Below are 26,205 nucleotides of genomic sequence, written 5' to 3' on the forward strand. Positions count from 1 at the left end.
AATAACTTAGTAAAAAGGGAATTATAATGGGAAGTGTGCAAAGATAGCTATTTTCATGCAGTGTACAAAGCCTCAAAACGCCTTCTGGCGCGGATTACATTAGTATATAATAACAAGCATGATGGCTGTAAAACGTACCGCAATGATTATCATTTCACTCCCTATTTTTTCGTGATATATAACTTTCTGAAAAAAATTTTAAAAAAGTATTTGGAAATTAAAAAAGCTTTGTGTTATCTTTGCACTCCCAACAACGAAATAACACACGCTGGAAGGGACAAAACGGTGGTTGTAGCTCAGTTGGTTAGAGCATCAGATTGTGGTTCTGAGGGTCGGGGGTTCGAGACCCCTCATCCACCCGAAAATGAAAAAGGCTTCTTCACGGAAGCCTTTTTTCGTTTTATATAAATCTGTTTTTCAATCAGAAAATTCAGCCAGTCAGATTATCTTCGCAACATTGTAAATAATATTCATTACTGATGATTTATCTGCTTCCCATTATAACCGCTCTGCTGGGTACATTCATTCACTACCTGGCAGTTCAACTGCTTTTCAAAAAAATATTACCTGCCCGCCAACAGGCCCTGGCCAAACAACTGGGCGCATTTGCCGGTCAACAGCTTTCCTTCAGCACCATCAAATCCAAACTAACAGATCCGGAAAAAATAAAAAATATTATTCCGCTGGTAGAAGCACACCTGGATACTTTCCTCCGCGAAAAACTCCCGAAAGCCATGCCGGTACTCTCCATGTTCATCGGCGACAGTATCGTTAACCAGATTAAATCACACCTGGTAGCTGAACTGGATACCCTTTTTCCGGTGATGATCAGTCAATACCTCGACAACGTGGAAAAAGATCTGAACATCGAAAAAATAGTAGCCGATAAAATAGCCGGTATCTCTGCCGATGAACTGCAAAAAATCAGTCAGCAGTTCCTGCACAAGGAAATCAGTCAATTCAAACTGTTAGGCGCTTTCACCGGTTTTGTCAGCGGCATTGCGGCAATAGTGATACTCATATTCTGTTAATTACTGTTAACCGGGTAGCTCTGTTAACTACTGTTAAGACCTTTTAGCGGTCTTTTTGGTGATTTCCTGCGCGTATAATTCCACTCATCACAATATCCGACCATTCACCACAGACCACCGATACATTTGCTGAAATCTGACAAACAGTGCGGATAAAAAACAGCAGGATGAAAAAACGCTACCTGGTACTCGCCGGCATTTTAATGTGGCAGGTACAGTCATTTGCCCAGGCTCCCGGCAGCGGGAGACCGGCGGCAGCGCAGCAAGGACAAGGCGGGAAAACACGCCCCGATATGCCACAGATAGGCCGGCTCTATGGTAAACTGATAGACGCCTCCACCGGAAAACCCATACCCTACGCTTCTGTAGCCCTGCTACGGCAACGCGACTCTTCGGTGGTGACAGGCATGCTCACCAAAAACAACGGTGAGTTTAACCTGGAAAGCCTCCCTTTCGGCCCTTTTATTGTCCGCATCAACTTCATGGGCTATACCACCCTGCAGAAAAAAATAAGCATCACGCCACAAACCACGGAACAGGACCTGGGCAACATCAAAATGCAGCCCAACGTAAAAAACCTGCAGGGCGTGGAAGTAACCGGCCAGAAAAGCGCCTTCACCATGGGCATCGATAAAAAGGTGTTCAACGTGGACCGCAACCTTACCAGTGTAGGCGGTACGGCTACCGATGTATTAAAAAATATACCCTCCGTCAATGTGGACCTGGACGGCAACGTCAGCGTACGCAATGCGGCCCCTAATATTTTTGTAGATGGTAAACCTTCTACCCTCACACTCGATCAGATTCCCGCTGATGCGATCGAAAGTATCGAACTGGTAACCAACCCCTCTGCACGTTACGATGCAGAAGGCATGTCCGGTATTCTCAACATCGTGTTGAAGAAAAACCGGAAAGCAGGCTTCAACGGCTCTGTACAGGCAGGTATCGGTACCGGCAACAAATACAACGCCGGCGGTAACATCAACGTTCGTCAGGGTAAATTCAATGTGTTTGCCAACTACAACATCAACGCCAACAGAAGCTGGGGCGAAGGCACCACTTCCCGCAGCAACTATAAAAGCGCCGGCGTAGCGGATACCAGCTTCCTGTTGCAAAACAGCAACAGCACCAGCAAACCGCTGTTCCAGTTCGGCCGCTTCGGCGCCGATTACCAGATCGATAACCGCAACTCCATCTCCCTGTCACAAAACATCGTAGCAGGCGATTTCAAAAACAATGAAGATCTCCTCAGTACGTTTTCCAACGGTAACCGTAACGTTACCGGGCTGAGTGACCGCTTAAACAACAATAACTTCAGCTTCCGCAACTACACTACCGCACTGGGGTTCAAACATACCTACGCTAAACCCAACAAGGAGTGGTCTGCCGATCTGAACTACAACAGGAGTTCCAACAACCGCAACGGTGACTATATCACACAAGCCATGAACCCGCAGAAAGAAAATCTCGGACAGGCGATGTACCAGAATAATACCACCGCCGGTAAAACGACGTTTATCACTATTCAAACAGATTATACCAACCCGGTAGGCAAAAACGGTAAACTGGAAGCCGGCGCTAAAGTCACGCTGCGCAATTATACCAGCGACTACCAGGTATTCGACAGGGATACCACCAATGGTCACCTCGTACCCAACTCACAGCTGTCTACCGCCTACAAATACAACGAAGAAATTTATGCCGGTTATGCCAATTTCTCCAATACTATGGGCAACTTTGGCTATCAGGCGGGTTTGCGTGTAGAACAATATGTGTATGCCGGAGAAAACAAAGGAGTACAATACAAACCTACCAAAGCGGTGCCCGGCTTCTTCCCGAGCGTATACCTCTCACAAAAACTGAAACATGACCAGGAATTGCAGTTAAATTATTCCCGCCGTGTAAACAGGCCTAATTTCTTCCAGCTGATTCCGTACCGCGACTACAGCGATCCGCAGAACCAACGCGAAGGTAATCCCAACCTGAAGCCGGAATACACCAACAGCCTGGAGTTTTCCTATGTTAAAAACTGGGGGACAGCCAACCTGTTGGGAAGCATCTATTTCCGTAATACCAATAACCTGATCTCCACTATCAGCACGCCGATAGGCGCCGATACCCTGCTCACGCAGTTTATCAATGCCAACAGAAGCAATTCCTATGGCGCGGAGATCACGGTAAAAAACCAGATCATCAAAGGATGGGACCTCACCTCCAACCTGAACCTGTATCAGACAGATATGAAGGTGAATAACAACGGACAAAATTTCAACAACAGCGGTTTCAGCTGGTTGGCGAAAATCAATTCCGAAACCAAGCTGCCGGCCAACTTCACCTTACAGGTGAGTGGTTCTTACCAGGCGCCTACCATTGCACTGCCCTCTTCCGGTGGTGGTGGCGGAGGCCGTGGCGGCGGAGGCGGTGGCGGTTTTATGATGATCCCCACTTCTTCACAGGGTACTATCAAAGGTTTCAGCACCGTAGATGTGGCTATCCGGAAAGATTTCCTGAAAAACAAAGCCGCTTCCCTGACCCTCAGCCTGTCAGACGTTTTCAATACCCGTCAATATGAGCTGAACCAGGCTACGCCAGCCTTTGCACAGGACTATATCCGCAAACGCGAGTCCCGTATCCTGAAGCTCAACTTCGCCTACCGTTTCGGCAAGTTCGATGCAGCGCTGTTCAAAAAGAAAAAACCGCAAAACAATAACGATATGCAAATGGGTGATCCCATGCAGAGTTTTTAACGGATTAAAGAAGGTGAATGCAAAACCACAGCCGGCAGGAAGCGCCATTGGCCCCCGCCGGCTATCTTTTTGATTAAACCATTCATCCCATTTAATCAACATTTTGAAGTCCGGCAGTTATTTTTATAGTTATTATAGATCAGCCAGAATAAAGGACAAGGATGCTAACATTACGGATGCTAAGATTACTCGCAGGGGTGACCCTGCTGCTTGCTGTTGTGCCTAACCTCTATGCACAAACGCCGGAAGGCGCACCGGTAAAAATGACCGGCAAAGTAGCAGACGCCGTTACCAATAAACCGGTGGAATACGCGTCAGTCGTGTTACTCCGCCAGGCCGATTCTGCTATGGTCACCGGTATGTATACCACGCCCGCAGGTACTTTCGCTTTTAATGCCGTTGTTCCCGGCGTTTACGTATTACGTGTCACCTTTATGGGGTACGAAAAACTGGAGAAAGCCGTGAAGGTGGTAGCCGGCAAACCCGCTTTTGCCGGTACTTTGCGCCTGCAAACGGCCGGTAAGGTGCTGAATGCCGTAGAAATCAAAGCGGAAAAACCCGCTTTTTCCATGCAGATAGACCGCCAGGTATTTGATGCCGGCAGCATGATCAATGCAGAAGGCGGTACCGGCACAGACATCCTGAAAAATATTCCCAGCGTAGACGTAGATATCGATGATAATGTAACCCTGCGCGGTAAAAGTGTCACCATTTATGTAGATGGAAAACCCTCCCCCTTCGGCGATGCTAAAACAGCCCTGCAGATGATTCCGGCGGAAAGTATTGACCGGGTGGAAGTGATCAACAACCCTTCCGCCAAGTTTGAAGCACAAGGTGGCGGCGGTATTATCAACATTGTCCTGAAAAAAGATAAGGCCATCGGCTATAATGTGATGTTCAACGCCGGCGCCGCTTCCCGCGGACAAGTGAACGGCAGCGCCAATGCCAGTCTGCGTATGCGCCGCTTTAACTTCTTCGGTAACTATAACGCCCGCTACGAATCTATCGGTGGCAGCGGCTACAGCTACCGCCAGAACCTCGTTCCCGATAGCAGCCACACTACGTTTTTCTCGCAGGACAGCCGTAACAACAACCGCAATGGCAATAACGGCGGCCGTTTCGGCTTCGATTATTTCCTCGACGATCACAATACCTTCACCATCGCGGAAGGCCTTAACCACAACTTCAACAAAAACGAGGACAACATCTTCCTCAATTATCTCGATGAACAAAAACAAACCCTCCGCAGCGGAGAACGGCATAATACCAGTCGCAATGACGGCTATAACAACAATACCAGCCTGAATTACAAACACACGTTCAAAAAACAGAACCAGGAGCTGACGGCCTATGTAAGCTATAGCGGCAACCGCTCCGGCAGCAACAGCGAATACCGTACCCAGTACCAGAAACCGGGCGTAGATACGCTTCCCAACCCCAACTGGCAGGATAACAACAGCAAAAACGGTAACCGGTTCTGGAACCTGCAATCAGATTATACCATGCCCCTGGGTAAAAAAGGGAAGCTGGAAGCCGGCGTGAAAAGCACTTTCCGGCATATCGGCAACGACTATACGGCAATGCTGTTCAACTGGGATATAAAAGATTTCCGGAAGAGTAACCAGCTGTCCAATCAATATGATTATGAAGAAGACATCCATGCCGGTTATCTCAACTTCGCCAATGCCATCGGCAACCTGGGCTACCAGGTGGGCGTAAGGGCAGAACAATCTTACCTGAAAGGCTATTCCTATACCCGGGACACAACGGTAGATAACAAGTTCTTCAACCTCTTCCCCAGCGTGTTCTTAAAATACAACATGCCTAAAAACCAAAACCAGAGCCTGGTATTCAACTATTCTACCCGTATAGACCGGCCCAACTTTGACCAGTTGCTGCCGTATATCAATAACTCCGATCCGCAGAATATCCGCACTGGTAACCCGGAACTGAAACCGGCGTTGTCGCATAAGTTTGAAACCAGTTATTCCGTATATTATCCCAAGAGCAATAACTACTTCAGCACCAGTGCCTATTACGCGCAAACCAATGACAACATTGACCGTATCAGCACGCTGGACACCATCACCGGCGTTACCACCACCCGGCCGATGAACCTGGCTACCCAGCAGAACATCGGCGGGAATGTATCTTATAGTATCAATCTTTACAAATGGTGGAAAGTCAATGCCAACCTTAACCTGGAATATAACCGCCTCACCAGTGTGATGCTGCAGAACGAAAACTTCAGCTATGGCCTGAATGCCAACACCCAGTTCCGGTTACCTTCCCGTATCAGTATAGAACTGAGCGGGCATTACCGCTCTCCCCGGATACAACCACAGGGCACTTTCCGGGCTATGAATGGTATAGACCTGGGCGTACGCAAGGAAGTACTCAGGAACAGGGCGCTGGTGATTGCATTGAATGTATCTGACCTGCTGAATACACAACAGTTCAGTTCCCATTACGAAACACCGGTGTTTATCCAGGATTATGAACGCAAACGCGCCACCCGCTTCATTCGGTTGAATATCCGGTACCGTTTTGGTAAAATGGACCCGAATCTCTTTAAAAAGAAAAAACAACAGCAGCAACAGGAAGAGGAGGAGAAACCACAGGAAGAAGAGAAACCTAAAGAACGCGGCAGATTGTAAAGACGAGGAGGGGGGTGGGCCAATCCCGGAATAAAAAACAAAGGGCCGGCCTCATCGGTCAGCCCTATTATCATCTTATTAATTCAACATTTATTTTTTTCCTGCCAGCATCGGCACAAAAGAGAAGTTATCAAACAGCTCCTGTTCCGTTTCGGTTTCACTGATTTTGGTGATGCGCAGCATTCGCTGCACTTCCTGACCACCTACGGGAATCACCATTTTACCCCCTATCTTCAGCTGCTGTACCAGCTTTTCGGGAATATGCGGAGCCGCTGCAGTCACCAGCACCTTATCAAAAGGCGCATAGGAAGGCAGTCCTTCATAACCATCGCCGTAAAACAGGCGCAGGTTGGGGTATTTGCTTTTAAAGGGGAAGACCTTCATCTGGTCAAACAGGCGTTTCTGGCGTTCGATGGTAAATACGTTCATCTTCAGCTCTGCCAGCACACAAGCCTGATAACCGCTGCCGGTACCGATTTCCAGCACCTTTTCGAACGGCCGGGGTTCCAGTAGCTGCGTCTGATAGGCTACCGTATAAGGCTGTGAAATCGTTTGTCCCTCTCCGATAGGAAAGGCCCTGTCATCATATGCGATGCTCTCGAAAGCCGTATCAAGGAAATAATGCCGGGGAATGTTGCCGATAGCCGCCAATACGTTTTCATCAGTAATACCTTTCTGACGGATACTATCAACCAGCTGCTTGCGTAATCCTTTTTGTTTATAAGTATCTTCATACCGCCTCATAGTGCAAAATTAACCATTACGCGACGATTTTCAATGATTTTGCCCGGGCGGAATTTCCCACATTCGTTTTTTTATTTTTATTTTACAATCTCTCCGGGCTATAAAGGCCCGGGAAAATTACATGATTATGGATATAAATATTCAAAACAAAGTAGCGCAATGGCTCAACGGCAACTATGACGCCGAAACCATTGCCACGCTGAAAAAGATGCAGGAAGGCAACCCCGACGACCTCAATGATGCTTTTTATCGTAATCTCGAGTTTGGTACCGGTGGGCTAAGAGGAATTATGGGTGTTGGTACCAACCGCATGAATAAATATACTGTTGGTATGGCCACCCAGGGCTTCGCCAACTACCTCAAAAAGGCTTTTGAAGGGGAAGTGAAGGTAGCGATCGCTCACGACAGCCGCAACAACTCCCGTTTTTTTGCTGAAACCGTAGCCAATGTATTTGCGGCCAACGGCATTAAAGTCTTTCTGTTTGAAAGCCTCCGCCCCACGCCGGAGCTCTCTTTCACCATCCGGCACCTGCAATGCCAGGGCGGCGTGGTACTCACCGCTTCCCACAACCCGAAAGAATATAACGGTTACAAAGCCTATTGGAACGATGGCGCCCAGCTGGTACCGCCACACGATAAAAACGTGATCCGTGAAGTGGAAAGCATCCTCTCTCCTGATGACGTAAAATGGACCGGCGGTGAAGCCAATATCACCCTGATCGGTAAGGAAGTAGACGAAGCCTACCTCAAAGAGTTACAGGGACTGTCCATCAACCCGGAGATCAACAAACAACAACACGACCTCAAGATCGTTTATACACCGATCCACGGTACCGGTATCACCATGGTGCCGGAAATACTGCAACGCTTCGGTTTCACCAATGTGACCATCGTGGATGAACAGGCTACTCCCAACGGAAACTTCCCGACGGTGGTGTATCCTAACCCTGAAGAGTCTGAAGCCATGAGCCTCGGCCTCAAAAAGGCCAAAGAACTGGATGCGGACATCCTCCTGGGTACCGACCCCGATGCTGACCGTGTAGGCATTGCCGTGAAAGACCTGAAAGGCGAATGGGTACTGCTCAATGGTAACCAGACCGGCGTACTGCTGTTTAACTATATCGTGGAAGGCCGCCGCCGTAAAGGACTGCAACAGCCGAACGACTTTATCGCAAAAACAGTGGTAACCTCCGACCTCATCGACGTATTTGCTGCTAAAAACGATATCAACTGCTACAATACCCTCACCGGTTTTAAATGGATAGCAGACCTCATCCGCCGGAAAGAACCACAGGAAACCTTTATCTGCGGCGGGGAAGAATCATATGGATATATGATCGGCAACAATATCCGTGACAAAGACGCCGTTTCCTCTGTGGCCATGATCTGCGAAATGGCAGCCTACGCCCGCAGCCTCGGCCAGTCGCTGTATGAACTGCTGGTAAACATCTACATGCAGTACGGCTACTACAAGGAACACCTGATCTCCATCACCAAAAAAGGCATGAAAGGCGCAGATGAAATTGCGGAGATGATGCGCGGCTACCGCGAAAATCCACCTGCTACCATCAACGGCTCTCCTGTAGTGACCCTGTTCGACTACCAGCTGCAACAGGTAAAAGATATCCAAACAGGCGAAATCAAACCGCTGGACCTGCCTAAATCCAACGTGCTCCAGTTTGTACTGGCCGATGGCAGCAAAATCTCAGCACGCCCTTCCGGTACTGAACCCAAGATCAAATTCTACTTCAGCGTAAATGCCCCACTCGATAACGCAGCCAGCTTTGATGCAGTGACCGCAGCCCTCGACAAAAAGATCGAAGGTATCATTGCCGACATGCACCTGAAATAATAAAACATACTCCCATCATAACATCCAAAGAGAATACTGCCCGCTTGTCCCTCCTCCCCCGTGGAGGAGGGCTGCCGGCAGGAATTTTTCTCCTCCTGCTGATTTCCCTGACCGCACCGGCCCAACAAAAGGTGCCCTTCTCTACCCTGCCCGATACCACCATCAAAGAAAGGGTATGGATACTCACCGGCGCCACGGCAGCCGTATATGGCACCGGCCTCGCCGTGCTCAGCACCGCGTGGTATAAAGGTTATCCCCGCTCTTCCTTCCACTTCTTCAACGATGCGGGAGAATGGAAACAGATGGATAAAGCCGGACATATTTTCTCCGCTTACTTTGAAGGAAAATACAGCCGGGAAATGTGGCGATGGTCCGGCCTGCCGCGTAAACAACAGATCTGGATCGGCGGCCTGAGCGGATTTGCCTACCAGTCGGTGATTGAAGTACTGGACGGGTTCTCTGAAAAATGGGGATTCTCCTGGAGCGATATGGGCGCCAATGCGATAGGCTCTGCCCTGCTGATCAGCCAGGAACTGGCGTGGGATGAACAACGGATACAGCTTAAATTTTCTTCCCATCCTAAAAATTATCCGGAAGGACCTGTTCATGAAAAAGCAGATCAGCTTTTTGGAAAAACATTCTGGGAGAGAACCCTCAAAGACTATAATGGTCAAACTTACTGGATGTCAGCCAACCTGTACTCTTTTCATAAAAACAGCACCTGGCTTCCCCGCTGGCTCAATATTGCCGTAGGTTACGGCGCTGACGGGATGTATGGAGGACGCGACAATACCTGGACTGACGCACAAGGCGTATACCATGACTATAGCCACATACGCCGCATCCGGCAGTTCTATTTGTCGCCCGATGTGGACTTTACCAAAATCCGCAGCCGTAAAAAGGGAGTGAGAGTGTTGTTCCAGGTATTGAATATGATGAAATTTCCCGCCCCTGCCCTGGAGATCAACTCACTGGGCAACGTAAAACTGCATGCCATCTATTTCTGACAGAAAGGCTTATTCAAAATAAGCCGCGATGATGTCTTCCCCCTGCATCTCTACCAGCACCATGTCCTGCAGGGTGGTAGCCAGTGAATAACCAACGAAATCTACTGACAACGGGAAAGACTTGTGTTTACGGTCTACCAGTACCGCCGTTTGTATTTTTTTGGGGAGATAAGCCAGCAGCGGCTTCAATGCGTAGAGCATGGTACGGCCGGAGTTGGCCACATCGTCTACCACCACTACTACTTTATCATTAAAATCAATGTCTTCAGAAACTTTTACATCACCCGGATGCTGTTTATCCAGGTGCAGGGATATGATCCTGGTTTTCAACGGAGAGATCTGTTCCAGTACGTCCGCTATTTTCCGGGCCACGATCATGCCTCTGTCCCAGATACCGGCGAGGATGATTTCTGTACCATCACTGTTCAGCTCATAGATCTCATAAGCGATACGCTCAATTTTTTTCTGGATGATATCCTGTGTAAGAATAATGTTCCTGCTTTCCATAGGCGCAAAAATAAGAAGTTCAGTTGTAGGAAGATGCTTTTAACAAAAATTTCCCCTTGAAAAGCGGAGAGCTAAAAAAAACATAAATTCGGGAGTCAAATCTAAGATAATGCGAATTGTACAAGAGTTACTGTTTATTATTGCCTTCGGGGTGGCAGTATACCTATTTTCCACGAAAGTGCGCCAGATCCGGCGGAATATCCTGCTGGGGCGCGATAAAGACCTCAATGACCACCCTGACCTACGCTGGAAAAACGTACTGTTGCTGGCCTTCGGCCAGAAAAAGATGTTCCGTAATCCGTTGGTAGCGGTGTTGCACTTCTTCGTGTATGCGGGCTTTATTATCATCAACCTGGAGATTTTAGAGATCATCCTGGATGGGATACTGGGCACACACCGTTTATTCGTTCCCGTATTAGGCGCGCTGTATCCTTTGCTGATCAGCGCTTTTGAAGTACTGGCCGTACTGGTAACACTGGGATGCGCTATTTTCCTGATTCGCAGAAACATCCTGAAACTGCGGCGGTTTATCAGCAAAGACCTCAACGGGTGGCCACGTTCCGACGCCAACTACATCCTGATCACCGAAATTGTGCTGATGCTGCTGTTCCTCACCATGAACACGGCCGATCAGCAAATGCAGCTACGGGGCAGCGAACACTATATCGCTACCGGTCATTTCCTGGTGAGCGGTAACCTGAGCGCTATCTTCAGCCACCTGTCCGACGGTACGCTGATAGCCATTGAACGTACCTGCTGGTGGCTGCACATACTGGGTATCCTGGCGTTTCTCAACTACCTGCCTTATTCCAAACACCTGCATATCATCCTGGCCTTCCCTAATGCGTACTATGCTAACCTGGAGCCTATGGGCGAAATGGAAAACATGCCTGCCGTACAACGGGAAGTACAACTGATGCTGCAGCCGGAACTGGCCGCCAACGAGCCTGCACCGGAAAGTATGCCCAAGTTCGGCGCCAAAGATGTGTTTGACCTTAGCTGGAAAAACCTGCTGGATGCCTACAGCTGTACCGAATGTGGCCGCTGCAGCGCTGCCTGTCCGGCTAACCTTACCGGTAAGGCTTTGTCTCCCCGCAAAATCATGATGGACACCCGCGACCGTGTGGAAGCAGTAGGGCGTAACATCAATGCCAACAAAACCTTTACGGATGACGGCAAAACACTGCTGCGCGATTATATTACAGAAGAGGAACTGCGTGCCTGCACTACCTGCAATGCCTGCGTACAGGAATGCCCGGTGAGTATCAGTCCGCTCGATATTATCCTGCAACTGCGCCGTCACCTGGTAATGGAAGAATCCAGCGCCCCCGGCGAATGGACCGGCATGTTCAGCAATATCGAAAACAATATGGCCCCCTGGAAGTTCAGCATGGACGACCGCGACAAATGGGCAACAGAAATGAATCAATAACGAAAAGCTAAAAGCGAAGAGCTATGCAGATAAAGACAATGGCTACATATGCCGCCAACGGGGAAACGCCGGAAATACTGTTTTGGGTAGGTTGCGCCGGCAGCTTCGATCAGCGGGCACAAAAAATCACCAAAGCATTTGCCACTATTCTCGACAAAACAGGCGTTCAGTTTGCCATCCTGGGAAAAGAAGAAAGCTGTACCGGCGATCCGGCCAGAAGAGCCGGCAATGAATTTATCTTCCAGATGATGGCCCAAAACAACATACAGTTGCTGAACATGTACGGCGTAAAAAAAATCGTCACCGCCTGCCCTCACTGTTTTAATATCCTGAAAAACGAATATCCTGCCCTTGGCGGCAACTACGAAGTGATACACCACACCACCTTCCTGCAGTCGCTGATCGATGAAGGAAAGATCAAAATGAAGGAAGGCGGCACTTTCAAAGGCAAAAAAATCACCTACCACGATTCCTGCTACCTCGGCAGAGGCAATGGTATCTACGAAGCTCCCCGCAAAGTGCTGGAAACCCTGGATGCCGAGCTGGTGGAAATGAAGCGTTGCCGCAGTAATGGCCTTTGCTGTGGCGCCGGTGGCGCGCAGATGTTCAAGGAAGAAGAGAAAGGAACCACCCGCATCAACTTTGAAAGAGGCCGGGAAGCGGTGGATACCGGCGCTTCCGTTATCGCCGCCAATTGCCCGTTTTGTATGACCATGCTGACAGACGGCGTGAAAGAGACCGGCAAAGAAGACGAAGTAAAAGTGCTTGACATTGCCGAACTGATTGCAATGAATATGGAATAATCAATTGTCTTAACTTTGCATCATGAATACGAAAGAACTAAACTTCCCTTCCGGGTTTTCTCCGGCTTCCAGGGTTTGGATATATCAGAGCAACAGACCATTCAATGAGCAGGAGATCAAAGAAATAGACGAACAGCTGCTTCAATTTACGGAACAATGGAACGCCCATGGCGCCCCTGTAAAAGGCTGGGGTAAAGTGGTGATGGGCCATGTAGTGATATTGATGGCTGACGAAACAGATACCACCGTGAGCGGTTGCAGCACCGATAGCTCCGTACGTGTCATCAAAAGCATTGAGAAACAATACAATGTGAATATGTTCGACCGCCTCCTGCTGGGTTTTGTGGTGAAAGACAAGGTACAGCTGCTGCCGATGGCTCAGCTCGCCTACGCGCTGGAGAAAGGGTTTATCGATGAGAACACCCTTTATCTCAACAATACAGTACTGAATAAGGCCGATCTGGACACCAAATGGCTGGTCCCCCTGAAGGATAGCTGGCTGGCGGCGAAGCTCGCACGCAAAGCGGTGTAGGGCCCGCAAAGACGCAAAGCAGCAAAGAGCGCTAAGATTGATGCGAAAATAGAAAAAGCAAATTAATGTCAGGAAATAGAAAAAGAAGAGCAAGATAATTTGCTCTTCTTTTTTTATAATATATAATCGCTTAATTATTAACAATAACAATTACCAGTAATTTCCATTCCTGGCCGATCTTCGCATTCATCTTCCTGCCAATCTTTGCGCCCTTTGCTGCTTTGCTCCTTTGCGTGATGACATTCTGTCATTTTTTAAGTTTTAATCCTTATTTTTGCTCTCCAAAATTTTTGTTAGGAATGCTGGACCAGGTTACAAAAGTGCATGATGAAAGCCGTCAGGGTGAAGCCTTTGCTCCCGTGACGACTGACAAGCAATCATATAATAAAAAATTCTATATAGAAAGCTATGGCTGCGCGATGAATTTCAACGACAGTGAAATCGTTGCATCCATTTTAAATAAAGAAGGTTTTGGCGCTACCCGCAATGTGGAAGAAGCGAATCTCATTTTGCTCAACACCTGTTCTATCCGGGAAAAGGCGGAACAGACCGTACGTAAACGGCTGACTGAATTTCACCGGATCAAAAAAGCCACGCCCGGTCTGCTGATCGGCGTATTAGGCTGTATGGCAGAAAGGTTAAAAACCAAATTGCTGGAAGAAGAAAAGCTGGTAGACATGGTGGTAGGCCCGGATGCTTACCGCGCCCTCCCTTCCCTGATTGCAGAAGCAGAAACGGGCCAGAAATCGGTGAACGTACTGCTGAGCCGGGAAGAGACTTATGGCGATATCAGTCCGGTGCGGCTGGATAACAACGGGGTAACCTCCTTTGTATCTATCATGCGGGGTTGCAACAATATGTGCACCTTCTGTGTAGTGCCTTTCACCCGTGGCCGGGAACGCAGCCGCGATGCGCATTCCATTATCCGCGAGGCAACCGAACTGTTTAACAATGGTTACCGGGAAGTAACGCTGCTGGGCCAGAACGTGGACTCCTACTACTGGACCAGCGCCGATGACAGTGAAACCGTAACATTCGCCCAGCTGCTGGAAAAAGTGGCGCTGATCAATCCTTTGCTGCGCGTACGTTTCAGCACCTCTCATCCGAAAGACATCACCGATGAGGTACTGTTTACCATGGCGAAGCATGAAAACATCTGCAACTATATCCACCTGCCGGTACAAAGCGGCAGCAACCGGATATTACAGCTGATGAACCGTACGTATACCCGTGAATGGTATATGAAGAAAGTGGAACGTATCCGCGAAATCATTCCGGACTGTGGTCTCTCTACCGACATCATCTGCGGTTTCTGCAGTGAAACGGAAGAAGAACACCAGGAAACGCTGGACATCATGCGCTTTGCCGCTTACGACCTGGCTTATATGTACTTCTACTCCGAACGTCCCGGCACACTGGCACAACGCCGCTACCAGGACGATATTCCGGAAGAGGTTAAAAAAAGAAGGCTGGCCGAAGTGGTGGAACAGCACCGGAAACAGTCAGAAATAAACATGAAAAACGATGTCGGCAAAACCTTCAAAGTGCTGGTAGAAGGCACTTCCAAACGCTCCGAAGAGCACCTGTTTGGTCGCAACGACCAGAACAAGGTGATTGTTTTCCCCCGGGAAAACTTCCAAAAGGGCGAATATGTGATGGTGAAGGTAGATAGCTGTACATCAGGTACACTTATAGGAAAGGCAGTACAGTAGCCTACCCGCTGCTGCCTGCTCATTTTTGGACCATTAAACAATCGGGTTACCACTTATGGACATACAGGCTATCAAAAACAGGTTTGGCATTATCGGAAACAGTCCCGCATTGAACTACGCCCTGCAGGTGGCTGCACAGGTAGCCAATACCGATCTCACCGTACTGATCAACGGGGAGAGCGGCGTAGGTAAAGAAGTATTTTCACAGATCATACATGCGCTCAGCGCCCGTAAACATAATCCCTTCATCGCTGTTAACTGCGGCGCTATTCCTGAAGGAACCATCGACTCCGAATTGTTCGGCCACGAAAAAGGTTCCTTCACCGGCGCGGTAGACAGCCGTAAAGGTTATTTCGAAACCGTGAACGGCGGTACCATTTTCCTCGATGAAATCGGTGAAATGCCGCTGGGTACCCAGGCACGCCTGCTCCGCGTACTGGAAACCGGTGAATACATCCGTGTAGGTTCTTCCAAAGTACAGAAAACCGATGTCCGGGTGATCGCCGCCACTAACCGCGATCTGCTGGAACGTACCCAACACGGTAAATTCCGGGAAGATCTCTACTACCGGTTGAATACCGTGCCTATCCGCGTACCGGCATTGCGCGACCGCAAAGAAGATATTCCTTTGCTGTTCCGTAAATTCTCCGTCGATTTCTCCGAGAAATATAAAACACCTTCCATCCAGCTGGATGATGAAGCCCGCCAGGTATTGGTCAACTACCCCTGGCGCGGTAATGTGCGTGAACTGAAAAATATCGCAGAACAAATCTCTGTATTATCATCCGATAAACTGGTTACCGCCAACGACCTGAAGAGGTTCCTGCCGGAAATACCGGAAGTCAACCGGCTCCCGATGCTGGCAGCCCCGCAGCACCAGCCGGGCAGTGGTGGCGACTTTGCCAGTGAAAGAGACATCCTCTACAAACTTTTCTTCGACATGAAAAAGGATGTAACAGAGGTGAAGAAAATGTTCTTCGATATTCTGCAGAATCCGAATATGGCCCATGCCAATGAATATCACCCGGAAAATCACGTATTGCACAGTTACCCCGCCGGCAATGAAATGACCGTACCGGCGCCTGTTATCAACAATACACAGCCCATTATCCTGGCCGATAACAAGATCGATCACCATGAGGAAGTGGAAGAAACACTCTCCATTGCCGACAAGGAGAAAGAACTGATTGTAAAAGCACTGAAGAAACACAAGGGCAAACGCAAGGACGCCGCCCTGGACCTGGGTATTTCCGAAAGAACACTTTACCGCAAACTGAAAGAATATAACATCGCCGAATAAACGAATTTTCAGCAGCATGACCACAACTATCAGAACATTCATCGCCTTTGCCATCATCGCGCTCCTCGGCGGTTGCAGTGTACACTATTCCACCACCGGCGCCAGTATTGATAACGAGGCCAAAACGGTGAACGTGCGATTTATTGAGAACAGGGCGCCGATCACCAACCCTACCCTCAGCCAGAAAATCACCCAGAAACTGCGTGATAAAGTCACTTCACAAACCAGGCTGACACAGGTAGGCGATAATGAACCCCGTGCTGACTACGAGTTCCGCGGCGCCATCACCGGTTATTCCTTCTCTAACGCTGCCGTGACCAACGTAGACAAGGCCGCCACTTCCCGTCTGAATGTGACCATCAATATCACTTTCATAAAACGGGTAGGCGATAAAAAAGGCTTCACCCAGTCCTTTACCCGTTCAGCCGACTTTAGCGCCAACCAGCTCCCCAGCGCCATAGAAAACAGCCTGCTGGAGAGCAATATTATTCCCGGTATTGTGGATGATATCTTCAACAGGGCTTTTGCTAACTGGTAATACCATTTGTTCATTTGGTTGTTTGATCATTTTGCACAGATTTTATATGCTGCACAAAATGATCAAATAACCAAATAATAAAATTTACTACATTAGGACTATGATCGCAAACACCATCATTGCACACGTCTTTTTGCAGGCTAGTCTGCATCAGGTAGATGTAGCCGCCATGGAACAACTGGTAACGGAATATCCCTATTTTTCTGCCGCCCGGCTACTGCTGGCCAGAAAGATATACCATCAGCATGGCGACCTTCAGGACCCTGCCATCAAAAAGGCGATGCTGTATAGCGGTCAGCCTCACCATTTTTATCATATCGTTACCCACGAACCGGTATTGGAAACCGTGGAAGACCGTATTTCGCCGGTGATTCCGGCAGATGCCCTTCCGGATGATGCACCTGTTTTGGAACATGCCGCAGTAGCGGATATGCCGATTGCCGCCCCGGCAGCACCGGAAACCTTTGCGGAGCCAGCGGCCGCCGAAGCTGAAACGGAGCTTGCTGCTGAAACCGGGCAGGAAGCAGCCCTGGCGGAAGCGCTGGTGGAAGTACCCCTGGAAACTGAAACGGAAGAAATACCCGCTATAGCAGCAACACCGGCGGAAGTTCCTGTGGAAACTGAAACGGAGCAGGCGCCCGCTGTAGCAGCAACACCGGTGGAAACGGAAGCAGCCCCGGTAGATACTCCTATGGAAGCTGAAATGCCGGTAGCAACAGCTACCAACGGGCTACACGATGAAGCAACCGCTGTTTCGGAAGCGATATTATCCGATATCCCGGAGCCGGCTGACATGCTGGCAGCACCGGAAACCAACCATACACCTCACCAGGCAGCCACAACGGAAGCAACAGATCATACGACTACAGCAGACGAACGGCCGATTAAAATATTCCCATTGGAGATACCAACAGCAGAAGAAACCACCTTAACGTTCCAACCGCTTTATACAGACGATTATTTTGCCTATAAACGGCTGAAAGACCCGGAAAATGCAGACGAACTCAGCATTCAGGGCGAAGCAGAGATGAAAAGCTTTACCTCCTGGCTGCGGCAGATCAAGGATAACTTCTCCGGCAGGAGCAGTAAAGACTGGTACCAGCAGCAGCTCCACCGCATTTACGACGAGGAGGAAGAACCGGAAGTATCTGAAACCGTGGAGAGAATGGCCATGGATTCCATCACTTTCAACAACGACATCGTATCAGAAACACTGGCAGAGATATGGGTACGGCAACACCAGTACCAACAAGCGATCAGGATATATCAAAAATTAAGTTTGCTTAATCCCGACAAAAACGCTTATTTTGCGCAGAAGATACAAGAACTAAAATCTTTAATAGATAAAAGCAAACGATAATATTTATGTTAATCATTTTTGGTGTCCTGATCATATTAGCCTGTGTGTTGTTGGGCTTCTTCGTGCTGATCCAAAACCCTAAGGGAGGCGGTCTGTCCGGTTCTTTTGGCGGTATTGGCAATCAGGTGATCGGGGTACGTCAGACAACTGACGTTTTGGAAAAAGGTACCTGGATACTGGCCGTTATCATCGCTGCACTGTGCCTGACTGCGCCTTTCTTTATTGGTAAATCTGCCAAAGTATCCAATGCTGCACCTACTGCTGTTGAAAGAGCTGGTGCTGGTATGCCTGCTCCCGCTCCTGCTCCGGCACAATTGCCTGGTGCTCAGCCTCAGCAAACTCCGGCTCCGGGTACTCCGGCTCCAACCACTCCGGGCAAATAATATCTTTCTACATAATATTTTATAAAACCTCGCCGTTAAAAGCGAGGTTTTTTTAATCACTACCCGCTCTACGAATGGCTAAAAAACGAAAACCTACCAACGTATGGCTTAAACGCAGCCTCCTCATTGCCGGCTGCCTGGCCGCAGGTGCCCTCGTATATTTCTCCTACCGGGTGTTTGGGCCCAATACAAAAGCTTTCGGCGATTCCAAATACTTCTACGTCCGTACCGGCAGCACCTATAACGATGTGCTGGATGGCCTGGAAGACCAGGGCATTGTCCGTAACCGCAACAGTTTCAATTGGGTAGCCAGGGAGCTGGGATATCCGTCCCGTATCAAAGCCGGCCGGTACAAGATTACCCATGGCATGAGCAACTTCGAGATCGCGAAACTGCTCCGCTCCGGTAAACAATCACCTGTTGTATTAGTGATCAATAAACTGCGCACCAAACAAGACCTGATCCGGAAAATCAGTACCAACCTGGAAGCCGATTCCAACGCCCTGCGCGCCCTGCTGTCTGACCAGGTATACCTCCGCCAGTTCAGTCTGGATACCAATACCGCCATGTGCGCTATCGTACCCGACACCTACCAGTTCTACTGGAACACCAATGCCGAAACTGTCTTCAAAAAACTGGAAAAGGAAAGGGAAGAATTCTGGACACCCGAACGCCGGGAAAAGGCGAAAGCCCTGGGCCTCAGCCCTACCCAGGTAACCATACTCGCTTCTATCGTAGATGAAGAAAGCAATAAACTGGACGAAAAACCCATCATCTCCAGTGTGTACCTGAACCGCTACCGCAAAGGAATGCGCCTGCAGGCCGATCCTACGGTGAAATTCGCACTCCAGGACTTCGGACTGAAAAGAATACGCGAAATACATACCCAGTTCGATTCTCCGTATAACACTTACCGTTATGAGGGCCTCCCTCCGGGCCCTATCTGTACGCCGTCCGAAAAAACATTAAACGCGGTACTGAACACACCCGAAACGGATTATTTGTACTTTTGCGCCAGGTCCGACTTCTCAGGCTACCATGCTTTCGCCGCCACCTACGCCGAACACCTGGTAAATGCCAGGAAATATCAGGCAGAATTGAATAAACGAGGATATTAGTATTGGGTTATTTTGTTATTTGGTTATTGGATTATTGAAGATGGCCGGATTCCATCTGAATAAACTCATATCCAATGATTCAATAAATAAATAAATAAATAACTAAATAGCAAAATAATTAAATAACTAAATAACACAGCATTGGTTTTTAAACCCGAAAACATCATCTTTCGTTCACGTCCTTACCGTTGGTTGGTTAACAGGAGTAAAACCCTTTACCTGCCTGGTTTTGAAGGACTACCGCTATATGATGTGCTGAAACATTTCGGGCAGGAAACCAAAGCAAGAGGTTTGGGCGACAGGGCCAGGGCTATCTCCTTCAACTTCCTGTTGGCGATACCGCCTTTCTTCATCTTTCTCTTCACCCTGGTACCCTATGTACCGGTGAAGAACATAGAACCCACCCTGTACGACCTGGCCCAGGATCTCACGCCCAACTACAACACCTACATGATTGTACGGGAAATGATCCACGACTTCCTCTATACACATCGTAACGGGCTGCTGTCAGTCGCTTTCCTCATGGGTTTCTTTTACTCCTCCAATGGTGTAATGGGTATCCTGCGCTCTTTCAGCAAAATAGAAGGCGCCGGTTTCCGGAAACGCAAATGGTGGCAAAACCGTTTGATTGCCCTGCAACTCACGCTGATATTAGTGATACTGCTGCTGGTAACCGTAGGCCTGATCATTATCCAGGGCGCTACCCTGCGCTGGTTATTTAACCTGACCGGTGTACATAACATCCCGCTGCTGACTATCATTGATGTGGCCCGCTGGATATTCATTGTGTTACTGTTTTATTCCGTCAATGCCGTGTTATACCGCATTGGCGCCGCTACTACCAAAAAGTGGAAGTTCATTACCGCCGGCGCTGCCGTTGCCACCATCTTCATGATACTGGTCACCATAGGCTTCTCCTGGTTTGTGAACAACTTCGGCAACTACAATAAAATCTATGGTTCTATCGGTACCATCCTGATCCTCATGCTGTGGATTTTCTTCAACTCCTTTATTTTGCTGGTGGGTTTTGAGTTGAATGCCAGTATCCGTGCGCTGAGCGATACACGGCTGGAAAGGGAAAAAACGCCGGAAAAACAGTCCGCCTAAAACATCACAGATGTTTTGCAGAAGAACAATGATAGCTATATGATATAAATCCACGCAACCTGAGCTGTTTCTATACTTTCTGAAGAGCGAAATTATTTACGATATCGTGCGTGACAAGTATTGCACTGTCCCGTTCCTGGCGATATTCGGCTATAACATCTTTCTCCTCCGATGCCGACATATTTTGCTGACTATATTGACTGACTTTGGGATAGAATTTAACCACAGTAACAGTCTTTTAAAATTTTTATTTTATATTTTTTTATCATATCTTTCTTAGGATTTTTTTGCCTGCTGTCAGGCTTTTTACTGTCGCATTGATTATATTTATACTGGACACGAATTCCTTTCATATGATGAAGTCCGCTCTCTACCTTGCCTGTGCCCTCGTTTTTACCGCTGCCCACCCGGCCGGCGAGAACCCGCTTGAACCCGGCGCACTGCTGCCCAAAGCAGATCTCAGATGCATGGATATTTCCGGAAAAGAAGTTTCGCTGAATAATATTAAAGGCGCTAATGGCCTGCTGGTAATCTTTGGCGGTAACCATTGTCCGTATATGGTCCGCAACCAGGACCGCCTGCGCCAGATCTGCACGCTGGCCCATAAAAACAGTATCGGTGTGGTGATGGTCAACTCCAATGAAGCCGCCCGTACGGAAGCTGAGTCTTTTTCAGCCATGAAGGCCTATGCAGCGGAACAGGCATTCCACTGTTTTTATATACTGGATAAAAATGCCGAACTGGCAAATGCTTTTGATGCCAACCATACGCCGGAATGTTATCTGTTCGATAAGAAGAGCCTCCTGGTGTACAAAGGCGCCATCGATGATAACCCCGGCAATGCAGATGCGGTAAAAAACCGGCACCTGCAAAATGCCATCAGCGAGCTGGTGGCCGGAAAAGCTGTTACTACCAACACATCCAGCACGCTGGGTTGTAATATTAAACGAAACCGCTGATTATTGTCCAACGAGGAATACCGCGTTGCTGAACATCAGTTTACCATTTTCCCAGAAACTTCTGAACAGCGGGTTATCTGCCAGTACAACCACGGTACCGTTACCCATTTCCTTTACACCGAACAATAAACCGTCCTTCAAACGGTTACGGGTATCTGCGCCTACAAAGCCGCTGAGGTAGTTGTCTTTCTTTAAAACACCTACATTCCAACCACCGTTGTCTATAAATTCATACAGCCGGCTATCCTGTTTCAGGGTATAATAAGTACCCGGATAACCAAAGGCCAGCGGATGTGTTGTATCTAACTGTACTTTAAAAATAGCGCCGGGAATAAACTGTCGTACACTTTCCCTTTCCCTGTTGGCATAAGGTTTCAGCGCGTCATAGGACGCGTCTTCCACCGGTTTGCCTTTTTCGGATACTGCTTCCTCTTTCTCTTTTTCTTTCTTCACCTTGATACCCCAATCAGCGCCAGCCAGCTGCTCTACGGCGCTTTCTATGGCTATCAGTTTGCCGCCGTTGTTTACCCATTCTTTCATACGCTCGTTGGAAGCCTTGTCCATAAATGTTTTATAATCACCATCGGCAAGAATCAGGATATCTGTTTTGTCCCAGTTTACAGCAGCGAGATTTCGTTCGTTCACTAACGCTATAGGATATTCCAGTTGCTGTTCAAAGAAATGCCAGATCTCTCCCACCCCCAGGGATGAAATACCATCGCCGGCTACCAGCACTACTTTGGGTGGTTTGATATAACGGATCTTGTCGGACCCGAAGTCGCCGCCTTTGTCTACAAATCCGGTAGATACGGCATCCAGTGTAATCTTATATTTATCGGCCTGGGAAGTGACATAGCTGTCAAACGTAGTACCGTTACCGTTATTACCGGTACGGGTAATCACCAGGGTACCTGCGGGGAATGTTTTACCACCGGACATAAAAGGCGCTTCAGTGAAACGCACTTTCATACCGCGTTTCAGCAATGCTGAAAGGAATTTTACATCCTTTACACTGTTCCACTGCGCAAGATAAGCATAAGGATGCTGTGCCGCCAGCGCCGTATTCTGTTGCATGGCCGGGGCATCTGCAGCAGGTGTCAGTGGCTGCTTAAGCGCGTAGGTGGTCAGTCCGTATACATAAGGCAAAGCCCAGGCGGTAATATCATACGTCACCGAATCAGTAAGGTGGGAAGTAGGCTCAAACAACACCCGCAGCATATTGGAACGGGGCTGGAAAGCGTTGATCACCAGATCTTCCTTATTGACAGAGAAGTTTTCCGTTTTACCGGTGAAGTAGTTAAATCCGCTGGCAGCAGCGGCATTGGCGCCATAACCAAAAGCAATATTGTTTTTACGCAACAGCTCTGCCAGTGTATTCAGTTTCTCGGGATTGCCGCCGGCTTTGATGACATATGACTTATAGCCGCCCTGCGGTTCTTTTTTAGCCTTATCAAAATACTGCACGTATTCTTTCAGGATACGGTCCGCCTGTTGGGAAGCCACTTCAATGGTAGACATACCGGTGGTGAAGTGATGGGCGATACGGTCTGTCAGCGTGAGGGTATCGCCATCGCGTTTCAGCACGGCTACGCCGGCGCGGCCACTGCCGCCCTGTTCGTAGGTCATGCCAATAGCGCCGTTGTACATCGGGTAAGTATCGCCATAGCTGGGATAAAACAGGTCGAACCGCTCTTTGGTGAAATAGAGCCAGCCTTCCTGGTCGAAATATTTAGCGTTATTTTTGCCGATCATCACCTGTACTTCCCGCTGCCATGGCGTAATAGCATCATGGAAAGGCTCTGCTGCCGGCGCAAAGTAGTAGGGCGCTTCAATTTCCTGTTCATGGAAATCCACATGCAGCTGCGGCATCCACTGGTTGTAGCGGGTTACCCGTTGCTGGGATTCCCGCTGCGTTTGCCATGCCCAGTCGCGGTTCAGGTCAAAATAATAATGATTCGGTCTGCCGCCGGGCCAGGGTTCATTATGTTCGCGGGAATAGCGGTTTACATCGGGCTGCAGTCCCCGTACCTGGTTGTAGAAGTTGACATACCGTTCCCGTCCATCAGGGTTGAGGCAGGGATCAATGATCACAACAGTATGTTGCAGCCACTGCTGCGTTTGTGCGTTGCCGTTATTAACCAGTTCATACAGCGTTTTCATGGCCGCTTCGGTAGATACAGCCTCGTTGCCATGCACATTATAGCTAAGCCATACGATCACGGGCTGGTCGGCTGGTTGTCCGCCTTTGGCCAGCGACATATCCAAACTATGCTGCCGGATCTCTTCCAACCGGCTGAAATTGGCCGGGGAAGCGATGGTAGCGGTGATCAGCGGGCGGCCTTCGTAGGTGGTACCATACTGCTCTACTTTCACATTTTTTGCGGTAGCAGCCACCTGTCTGAAATAATCCAGTACCCGGTAATGAGGAGTGAACTGACTACCCAACGGATAGCCCAAAAATTGGTCTGGTGTAGGGATCTGGGCCATGGCGGGGAAAAAGCCAAGCAGTAGCAGTGCCAGAAGTATGTGTTGGCGCATAGCAACGATTAGTTTATTCACGTAAGATAGGATTGTTTTGTTAATTTACACGCAAACAGAAGTATCATGCGTTTCCTGATTTTGCTGGGCTTGGCGGTCAGCACGGTATATACGGCCAGGGCCCAGTTCCCGGCTGAACAACTCCGGCCTTATGACTATAAAATAGAGAAAAATATTACCGTGCCTCATGGCGCTGTTGTGTCAGCCCATCCGCTGGCCAGCCGTGCAGGTGCACAGATATTGCAGCAGGGTGGTAATGCGATCGATGCTGCCATCGCCACCCAACTGGCACTGGCCGTCGTATATCCCGGCGCCGGCAACCTCGGTGGCGGCGGTTTTATGGTTGCTCACCTGTCTAATGGCAAACAGCTGGCACTGGACTACCGGGAGACAGCCCCCGCCCGGGCCAGCCGGGATATGTACCTCGACAGCGCGGGTAATCCCATTACTACGCTCAGCCTCGACGGACACCTCGCTGCCGGCGTACCAGGTACCGTAGCCGGAATTTTCGCCGCCATGAAATATGCAAAACTGCCGTTTGCCACGCTGATAGATCCGGCTATCCTGCTGGCGGAAAAAGGTTTTCCCATCACCGCTTCGGAAGCTGCTAACCTCAATGCCTCCAAAGCAGATTTCCAGCGGCTCAACACCGCGCCCACCGCGTTTGTGAAAGACCAGCCCTGGAAAGAAGGCGATACCCTGGTACAACCAGACCTCGCTCATACGCTGAAGCTTATACGAAAAAAAGGAGCCGCTGGCTTTTATGAAGGAGAAACCGCCGCCAACATCGTAGCGGAAATGAAACGGGGCCACGGTATCATGACCCTCGCCGATCTGAAAAACTATAAAGTACGCGAAAGAAAAGCACTGAGTTTTAACTATAAAGGCTATACGATCGTTACCATGCCCCTTCCCTCCAGCGGCGGCATTTGCCTGCAACAGATGATGGGCATGATCGAAAATTATCCGGTGGCACAATGGGGTTTTCATTCTCCCCGGGCAGTGCAACTGATGGTGGAAGTGGAAAGAAGGGCTTATGCCGACCGGGCACAGTTCCTCGGTGATCCCGATTTTGTGAAAGTTCCGGTAGCGCAGCTGACCAGCAAAAAATACCTTACCAGCCGCATGGCCGATTTTGTTCCCGGGAAAGCCGGTAACAGCGAAACCACCAAAGCCGGCGTACTGCCCGAAAGCGAAGAAACCACCCACCTCAGCATCATCGATGATAAAGGCAACGCCGTGGCCGTTACCACTACGCTCAATGGCCATTACGGCAGCCGTACCATAGTAGGTAAAGCCGGTTTCCTGCTCAACAATGAGATGGATGACTTCAGCGTAAAACCCGGCGTACCCAACATGTACGGACTGGTAGGCACTGAAGCCAATGCTATAGCGCCGGGTAAACGGATGCTCAGTTCCATGACGCCCACCATTGTATTACAACAGCAACAACCACTGTACGCCCTGGGTACACCTGGTGGTTCTACCATCATCACTTCCGTTTTTCAGATGCTGATGAACACCCTGGAATTCGGTCTCTCTCCGGCAGATGCCATCAACAAACCCAAATTCCACCATCAGTGGCTGCCTGATGAAGTAGCCGTAGAAAAGGATTTTCCGGAAGAAGTGATCACCGCTTTGCAGCAAATGGGCTATGCCATTAAAAAGCGGGGACCTATCGGCCGTTCCGAAATGATTAAACGCAATCCCGGCAATCATGTGCTGGATGCCGCAGCTGATAAACGTGGCGATGACAGCGCAGCCGGATACTGATATTTAGATATTTGGTTATTTAGTTATTTTTCTTTCAGCAAAGTTCAATCCTTAAATAATCAATACTAATTTATCACTTAAAGAATGGCGCAGACTTAGACCAAT

At 48.9% G+C, this 26,205-nt stretch carries 20 protein-coding genes and 1 tRNA gene; 18 read left to right on the forward strand and 3 right to left on the reverse strand.

Translation table 11 applies throughout. The features are described from left to right. Positions 1-285: 285 nt before the first annotated feature. From ICL07_RS06095 to ICL07_RS06110, 4 genes are all read left to right on the forward strand, one after another. A tRNA-His gene (locus ICL07_RS06095) sits at positions 286-359 on the forward strand. A 120-nt stretch (positions 360-479) separates the two neighbouring features. Beyond that, a complete protein-coding gene (locus ICL07_RS06100; protein WP_188087031.1) occupies positions 480-1,031 on the forward strand; it encodes a DUF445 domain-containing protein in 552 nt (183 codons plus the stop codon). Positions 1,032-1,198: 167 nt separating this feature from the next. Beyond that, complete coding sequence (locus ICL07_RS06105) at positions 1,199-3,778, forward strand: TonB-dependent receptor (RefSeq protein ID WP_188087032.1); 2,580 nt, start codon at positions 1,199-1,201, stop codon at positions 3,776-3,778. Positions 3,779-3,954: 176 nt separating this feature from the next. After that, positions 3,955-6,435 carry a TonB-dependent receptor gene (locus tag ICL07_RS06110; RefSeq protein ID WP_188087033.1) on the forward strand — a complete coding sequence of 827 codons (2,481 nt, stop codon included), beginning with the start codon at positions 3,955-3,957 and terminating at the stop codon, positions 6,433-6,435. A 90-nt stretch (positions 6,436-6,525) separates the two neighbouring features. On the opposite strand, the gene ICL07_RS06115 is transcribed toward ICL07_RS06110, so the two are convergent. Further along, positions 6,526-7,179: a protein-L-isoaspartate(D-aspartate) O-methyltransferase gene (locus ICL07_RS06115; protein WP_188087034.1), complete on the reverse strand. Its 654-nt coding sequence runs from the start codon at positions 7,177-7,179 to the stop codon at positions 6,526-6,528. Positions 7,180-7,306: 127 nt separating this feature from the next. On the opposite strand from ICL07_RS06115, the gene ICL07_RS06120 reads away from it, so the two are divergent. Next, positions 7,307-9,031 carry a phospho-sugar mutase gene (locus ICL07_RS06120; protein WP_188087035.1) on the forward strand — a complete coding sequence of 575 codons (1,725 nt, stop codon included), beginning with the start codon at positions 7,307-7,309 and terminating at the stop codon, positions 9,029-9,031. Positions 9,032-9,075: 44 nt separating this feature from the next. Further along, positions 9,076-10,038, forward strand: coding sequence for a DUF2279 domain-containing protein (locus ICL07_RS06125; protein WP_188087036.1), 963 nt, complete (start codon positions 9,076-9,078; stop codon positions 10,036-10,038). A 9-nt stretch (positions 10,039-10,047) separates the two neighbouring features. On the opposite strand, the gene ICL07_RS06130 is transcribed toward ICL07_RS06125, so the two are convergent. Beyond that, entirely contained in the window at positions 10,048-10,545 is a 498-nt protein-coding gene (locus ICL07_RS06130; RefSeq protein ID WP_188087037.1) for a phosphoribosyltransferase family protein, read from the reverse strand. Between the two features lie 109 nt (positions 10,546-10,654). Between ICL07_RS06130 and ICL07_RS06135 the strand changes: the two genes are divergently transcribed. The 11 genes from ICL07_RS06135 to ICL07_RS06185 all read left to right on the forward strand — a co-directional run bounded on the left by ICL07_RS06135 (position 10,655) and on the right by ICL07_RS06185 (position 21,789). Beyond that, positions 10,655-11,977, forward strand: coding sequence for a 4Fe-4S dicluster domain-containing protein (locus ICL07_RS06135; RefSeq protein WP_188087038.1), 1,323 nt, complete (start codon positions 10,655-10,657; stop codon positions 11,975-11,977). Between the two features lie 23 nt (positions 11,978-12,000). Next, the gene (locus ICL07_RS06140; RefSeq protein WP_188087039.1) at positions 12,001-12,780 is read left to right on the forward strand and encodes a (Fe-S)-binding protein; all 780 of its coding nucleotides are present in this window, start codon (positions 12,001-12,003) and stop codon (positions 12,778-12,780) included. A gap of 22 nt (positions 12,781-12,802) precedes the next feature. Continuing rightward, entirely contained in the window at positions 12,803-13,312 is a 510-nt protein-coding gene (locus ICL07_RS06145; protein WP_188087040.1) for a hypothetical protein, read from the forward strand. Positions 13,313-13,611: 299 nt separating this feature from the next. Next, positions 13,612-15,024 carry a tRNA (N6-isopentenyl adenosine(37)-C2)-methylthiotransferase MiaB gene (miaB, locus tag ICL07_RS06150; protein WP_188087041.1) on the forward strand — a complete coding sequence of 471 codons (1,413 nt, stop codon included), beginning with the start codon at positions 13,612-13,614 and terminating at the stop codon, positions 15,022-15,024. 55 nt (positions 15,025-15,079) lie between these two features. Beyond that, the gene (locus tag ICL07_RS06155) at positions 15,080-16,324 is read left to right on the forward strand and encodes a sigma-54 interaction domain-containing protein (protein ID WP_188087042.1); all 1,245 of its coding nucleotides are present in this window, start codon (positions 15,080-15,082) and stop codon (positions 16,322-16,324) included. 16 nt (positions 16,325-16,340) lie between these two features. Beyond that, positions 16,341-16,862, forward strand: coding sequence for an LPS assembly lipoprotein LptE (lptE, locus tag ICL07_RS06160; RefSeq protein WP_188087043.1), 522 nt, complete (start codon positions 16,341-16,343; stop codon positions 16,860-16,862). Positions 16,863-16,962: 100 nt separating this feature from the next. Beyond that, the gene (locus ICL07_RS06165) at positions 16,963-18,222 is read left to right on the forward strand and encodes a hypothetical protein (RefSeq protein WP_188087044.1); all 1,260 of its coding nucleotides are present in this window, start codon (positions 16,963-16,965) and stop codon (positions 18,220-18,222) included. 5 nt (positions 18,223-18,227) lie between these two features. After that, a complete protein-coding gene (secG, locus tag ICL07_RS06170) occupies positions 18,228-18,605 on the forward strand; it encodes a preprotein translocase subunit SecG (RefSeq protein WP_188087045.1) in 378 nt (125 codons plus the stop codon). 74 nt (positions 18,606-18,679) lie between these two features. After that, on the forward strand, positions 18,680-19,723 hold the full coding sequence (gene mltG / locus ICL07_RS06175) for an endolytic transglycosylase MltG (RefSeq protein WP_188087046.1): 1,044 nt from the start codon (positions 18,680-18,682) through the stop codon (positions 19,721-19,723). A 141-nt stretch (positions 19,724-19,864) separates the two neighbouring features. Next, positions 19,865-20,830 carry a YihY/virulence factor BrkB family protein gene (locus tag ICL07_RS06180; RefSeq protein ID WP_188087047.1) on the forward strand — a complete coding sequence of 322 codons (966 nt, stop codon included), beginning with the start codon at positions 19,865-19,867 and terminating at the stop codon, positions 20,828-20,830. A 353-nt stretch (positions 20,831-21,183) separates the two neighbouring features. Beyond that, complete coding sequence (locus ICL07_RS06185; protein ID WP_246484982.1) at positions 21,184-21,789, forward strand: redoxin family protein; 606 nt, start codon at positions 21,184-21,186, stop codon at positions 21,787-21,789. Here the strand turns inward: ICL07_RS06185 and ICL07_RS06190 are convergent, their stop codons facing one another. Continuing rightward, positions 21,790-24,327 carry a M14 family metallopeptidase gene (locus ICL07_RS06190; RefSeq protein WP_188087048.1) on the reverse strand — a complete coding sequence of 846 codons (2,538 nt, stop codon included), beginning with the start codon at positions 24,325-24,327 and terminating at the stop codon, positions 21,790-21,792. It lies immediately after the preceding gene. A gap of 66 nt (positions 24,328-24,393) precedes the next feature. Between ICL07_RS06190 and ggt the strand changes: the two genes are divergently transcribed. Next, positions 24,394-26,100, forward strand: a complete 1,707-nt coding sequence (gene ggt / locus ICL07_RS06195) for a gamma-glutamyltransferase (protein ID WP_188087049.1) — start codon at positions 24,394-24,396, stop codon at positions 26,098-26,100. Positions 26,101-26,205: the final 105 nt, after the last annotated feature.

The sequence above is a fragment of the Chitinophaga qingshengii genome (assembly GCF_014529935.1).
Lineage (GTDB): Bacteria > Bacteroidota > Bacteroidia > Chitinophagales > Chitinophagaceae > Chitinophaga > Chitinophaga qingshengii.

Excerpts from the sequence above, each read along its gene's own strand:
- ICL07_RS06100 (WP_188087031.1), top strand. The coding sequence starts at position 480 with ATGATTTATCTGCTTCCCATTATAACCGCTCTGCTGGGTACATTCATT.
- ICL07_RS06105 (WP_188087032.1), top strand. The coding sequence starts at position 1,199 with ATGAAAAAACGCTACCTGGTACTCGCCGGCATTTTAATGTGGCAGGTA.
- ICL07_RS06110 (WP_188087033.1), top strand. The coding sequence starts at position 3,955 with ATGCTAAGATTACTCGCAGGGGTGACCCTGCTGCTTGCTGTTGTGCCT.
- ICL07_RS06115 (WP_188087034.1), bottom strand. The coding sequence starts at position 7,179 with ATGAGGCGGTATGAAGATACTTATAAACAAAAAGGATTACGCAAGCAG.
- ICL07_RS06120 (WP_188087035.1), top strand. The coding sequence starts at position 7,307 with ATGGATATAAATATTCAAAACAAAGTAGCGCAATGGCTCAACGGCAAC.
- ICL07_RS06130 (WP_188087037.1), bottom strand. The coding sequence starts at position 10,545 with ATGGAAAGCAGGAACATTATTCTTACACAGGATATCATCCAGAAAAAA.
- ICL07_RS06135 (WP_188087038.1), top strand. The coding sequence starts at position 10,655 with ATGCGAATTGTACAAGAGTTACTGTTTATTATTGCCTTCGGGGTGGCA.
- ICL07_RS06140 (WP_188087039.1), top strand. The coding sequence starts at position 12,001 with ATGCAGATAAAGACAATGGCTACATATGCCGCCAACGGGGAAACGCCG.
- ICL07_RS06145 (WP_188087040.1), top strand. The coding sequence starts at position 12,803 with ATGAATACGAAAGAACTAAACTTCCCTTCCGGGTTTTCTCCGGCTTCC.
- miaB (WP_188087041.1), top strand. The coding sequence starts at position 13,612 with ATGCTGGACCAGGTTACAAAAGTGCATGATGAAAGCCGTCAGGGTGAA.
- ICL07_RS06155 (WP_188087042.1), top strand. The coding sequence starts at position 15,080 with ATGGACATACAGGCTATCAAAAACAGGTTTGGCATTATCGGAAACAGT.
- lptE (WP_188087043.1), top strand. The coding sequence starts at position 16,341 with ATGACCACAACTATCAGAACATTCATCGCCTTTGCCATCATCGCGCTC.
- ICL07_RS06165 (WP_188087044.1), top strand. The coding sequence starts at position 16,963 with ATGATCGCAAACACCATCATTGCACACGTCTTTTTGCAGGCTAGTCTG.
- secG (WP_188087045.1), top strand. The coding sequence starts at position 18,228 with ATGTTAATCATTTTTGGTGTCCTGATCATATTAGCCTGTGTGTTGTTG.
- mltG (WP_188087046.1), top strand. The coding sequence starts at position 18,680 with ATGGCTAAAAAACGAAAACCTACCAACGTATGGCTTAAACGCAGCCTC.
- ICL07_RS06185 (WP_246484982.1), top strand. The coding sequence starts at position 21,184 with ATGATGAAGTCCGCTCTCTACCTTGCCTGTGCCCTCGTTTTTACCGCT.
- ICL07_RS06190 (WP_188087048.1), bottom strand. The coding sequence starts at position 24,327 with ATGCGCCAACACATACTTCTGGCACTGCTACTGCTTGGCTTTTTCCCC.
- ggt (WP_188087049.1), top strand. The coding sequence starts at position 24,394 with ATGCGTTTCCTGATTTTGCTGGGCTTGGCGGTCAGCACGGTATATACG.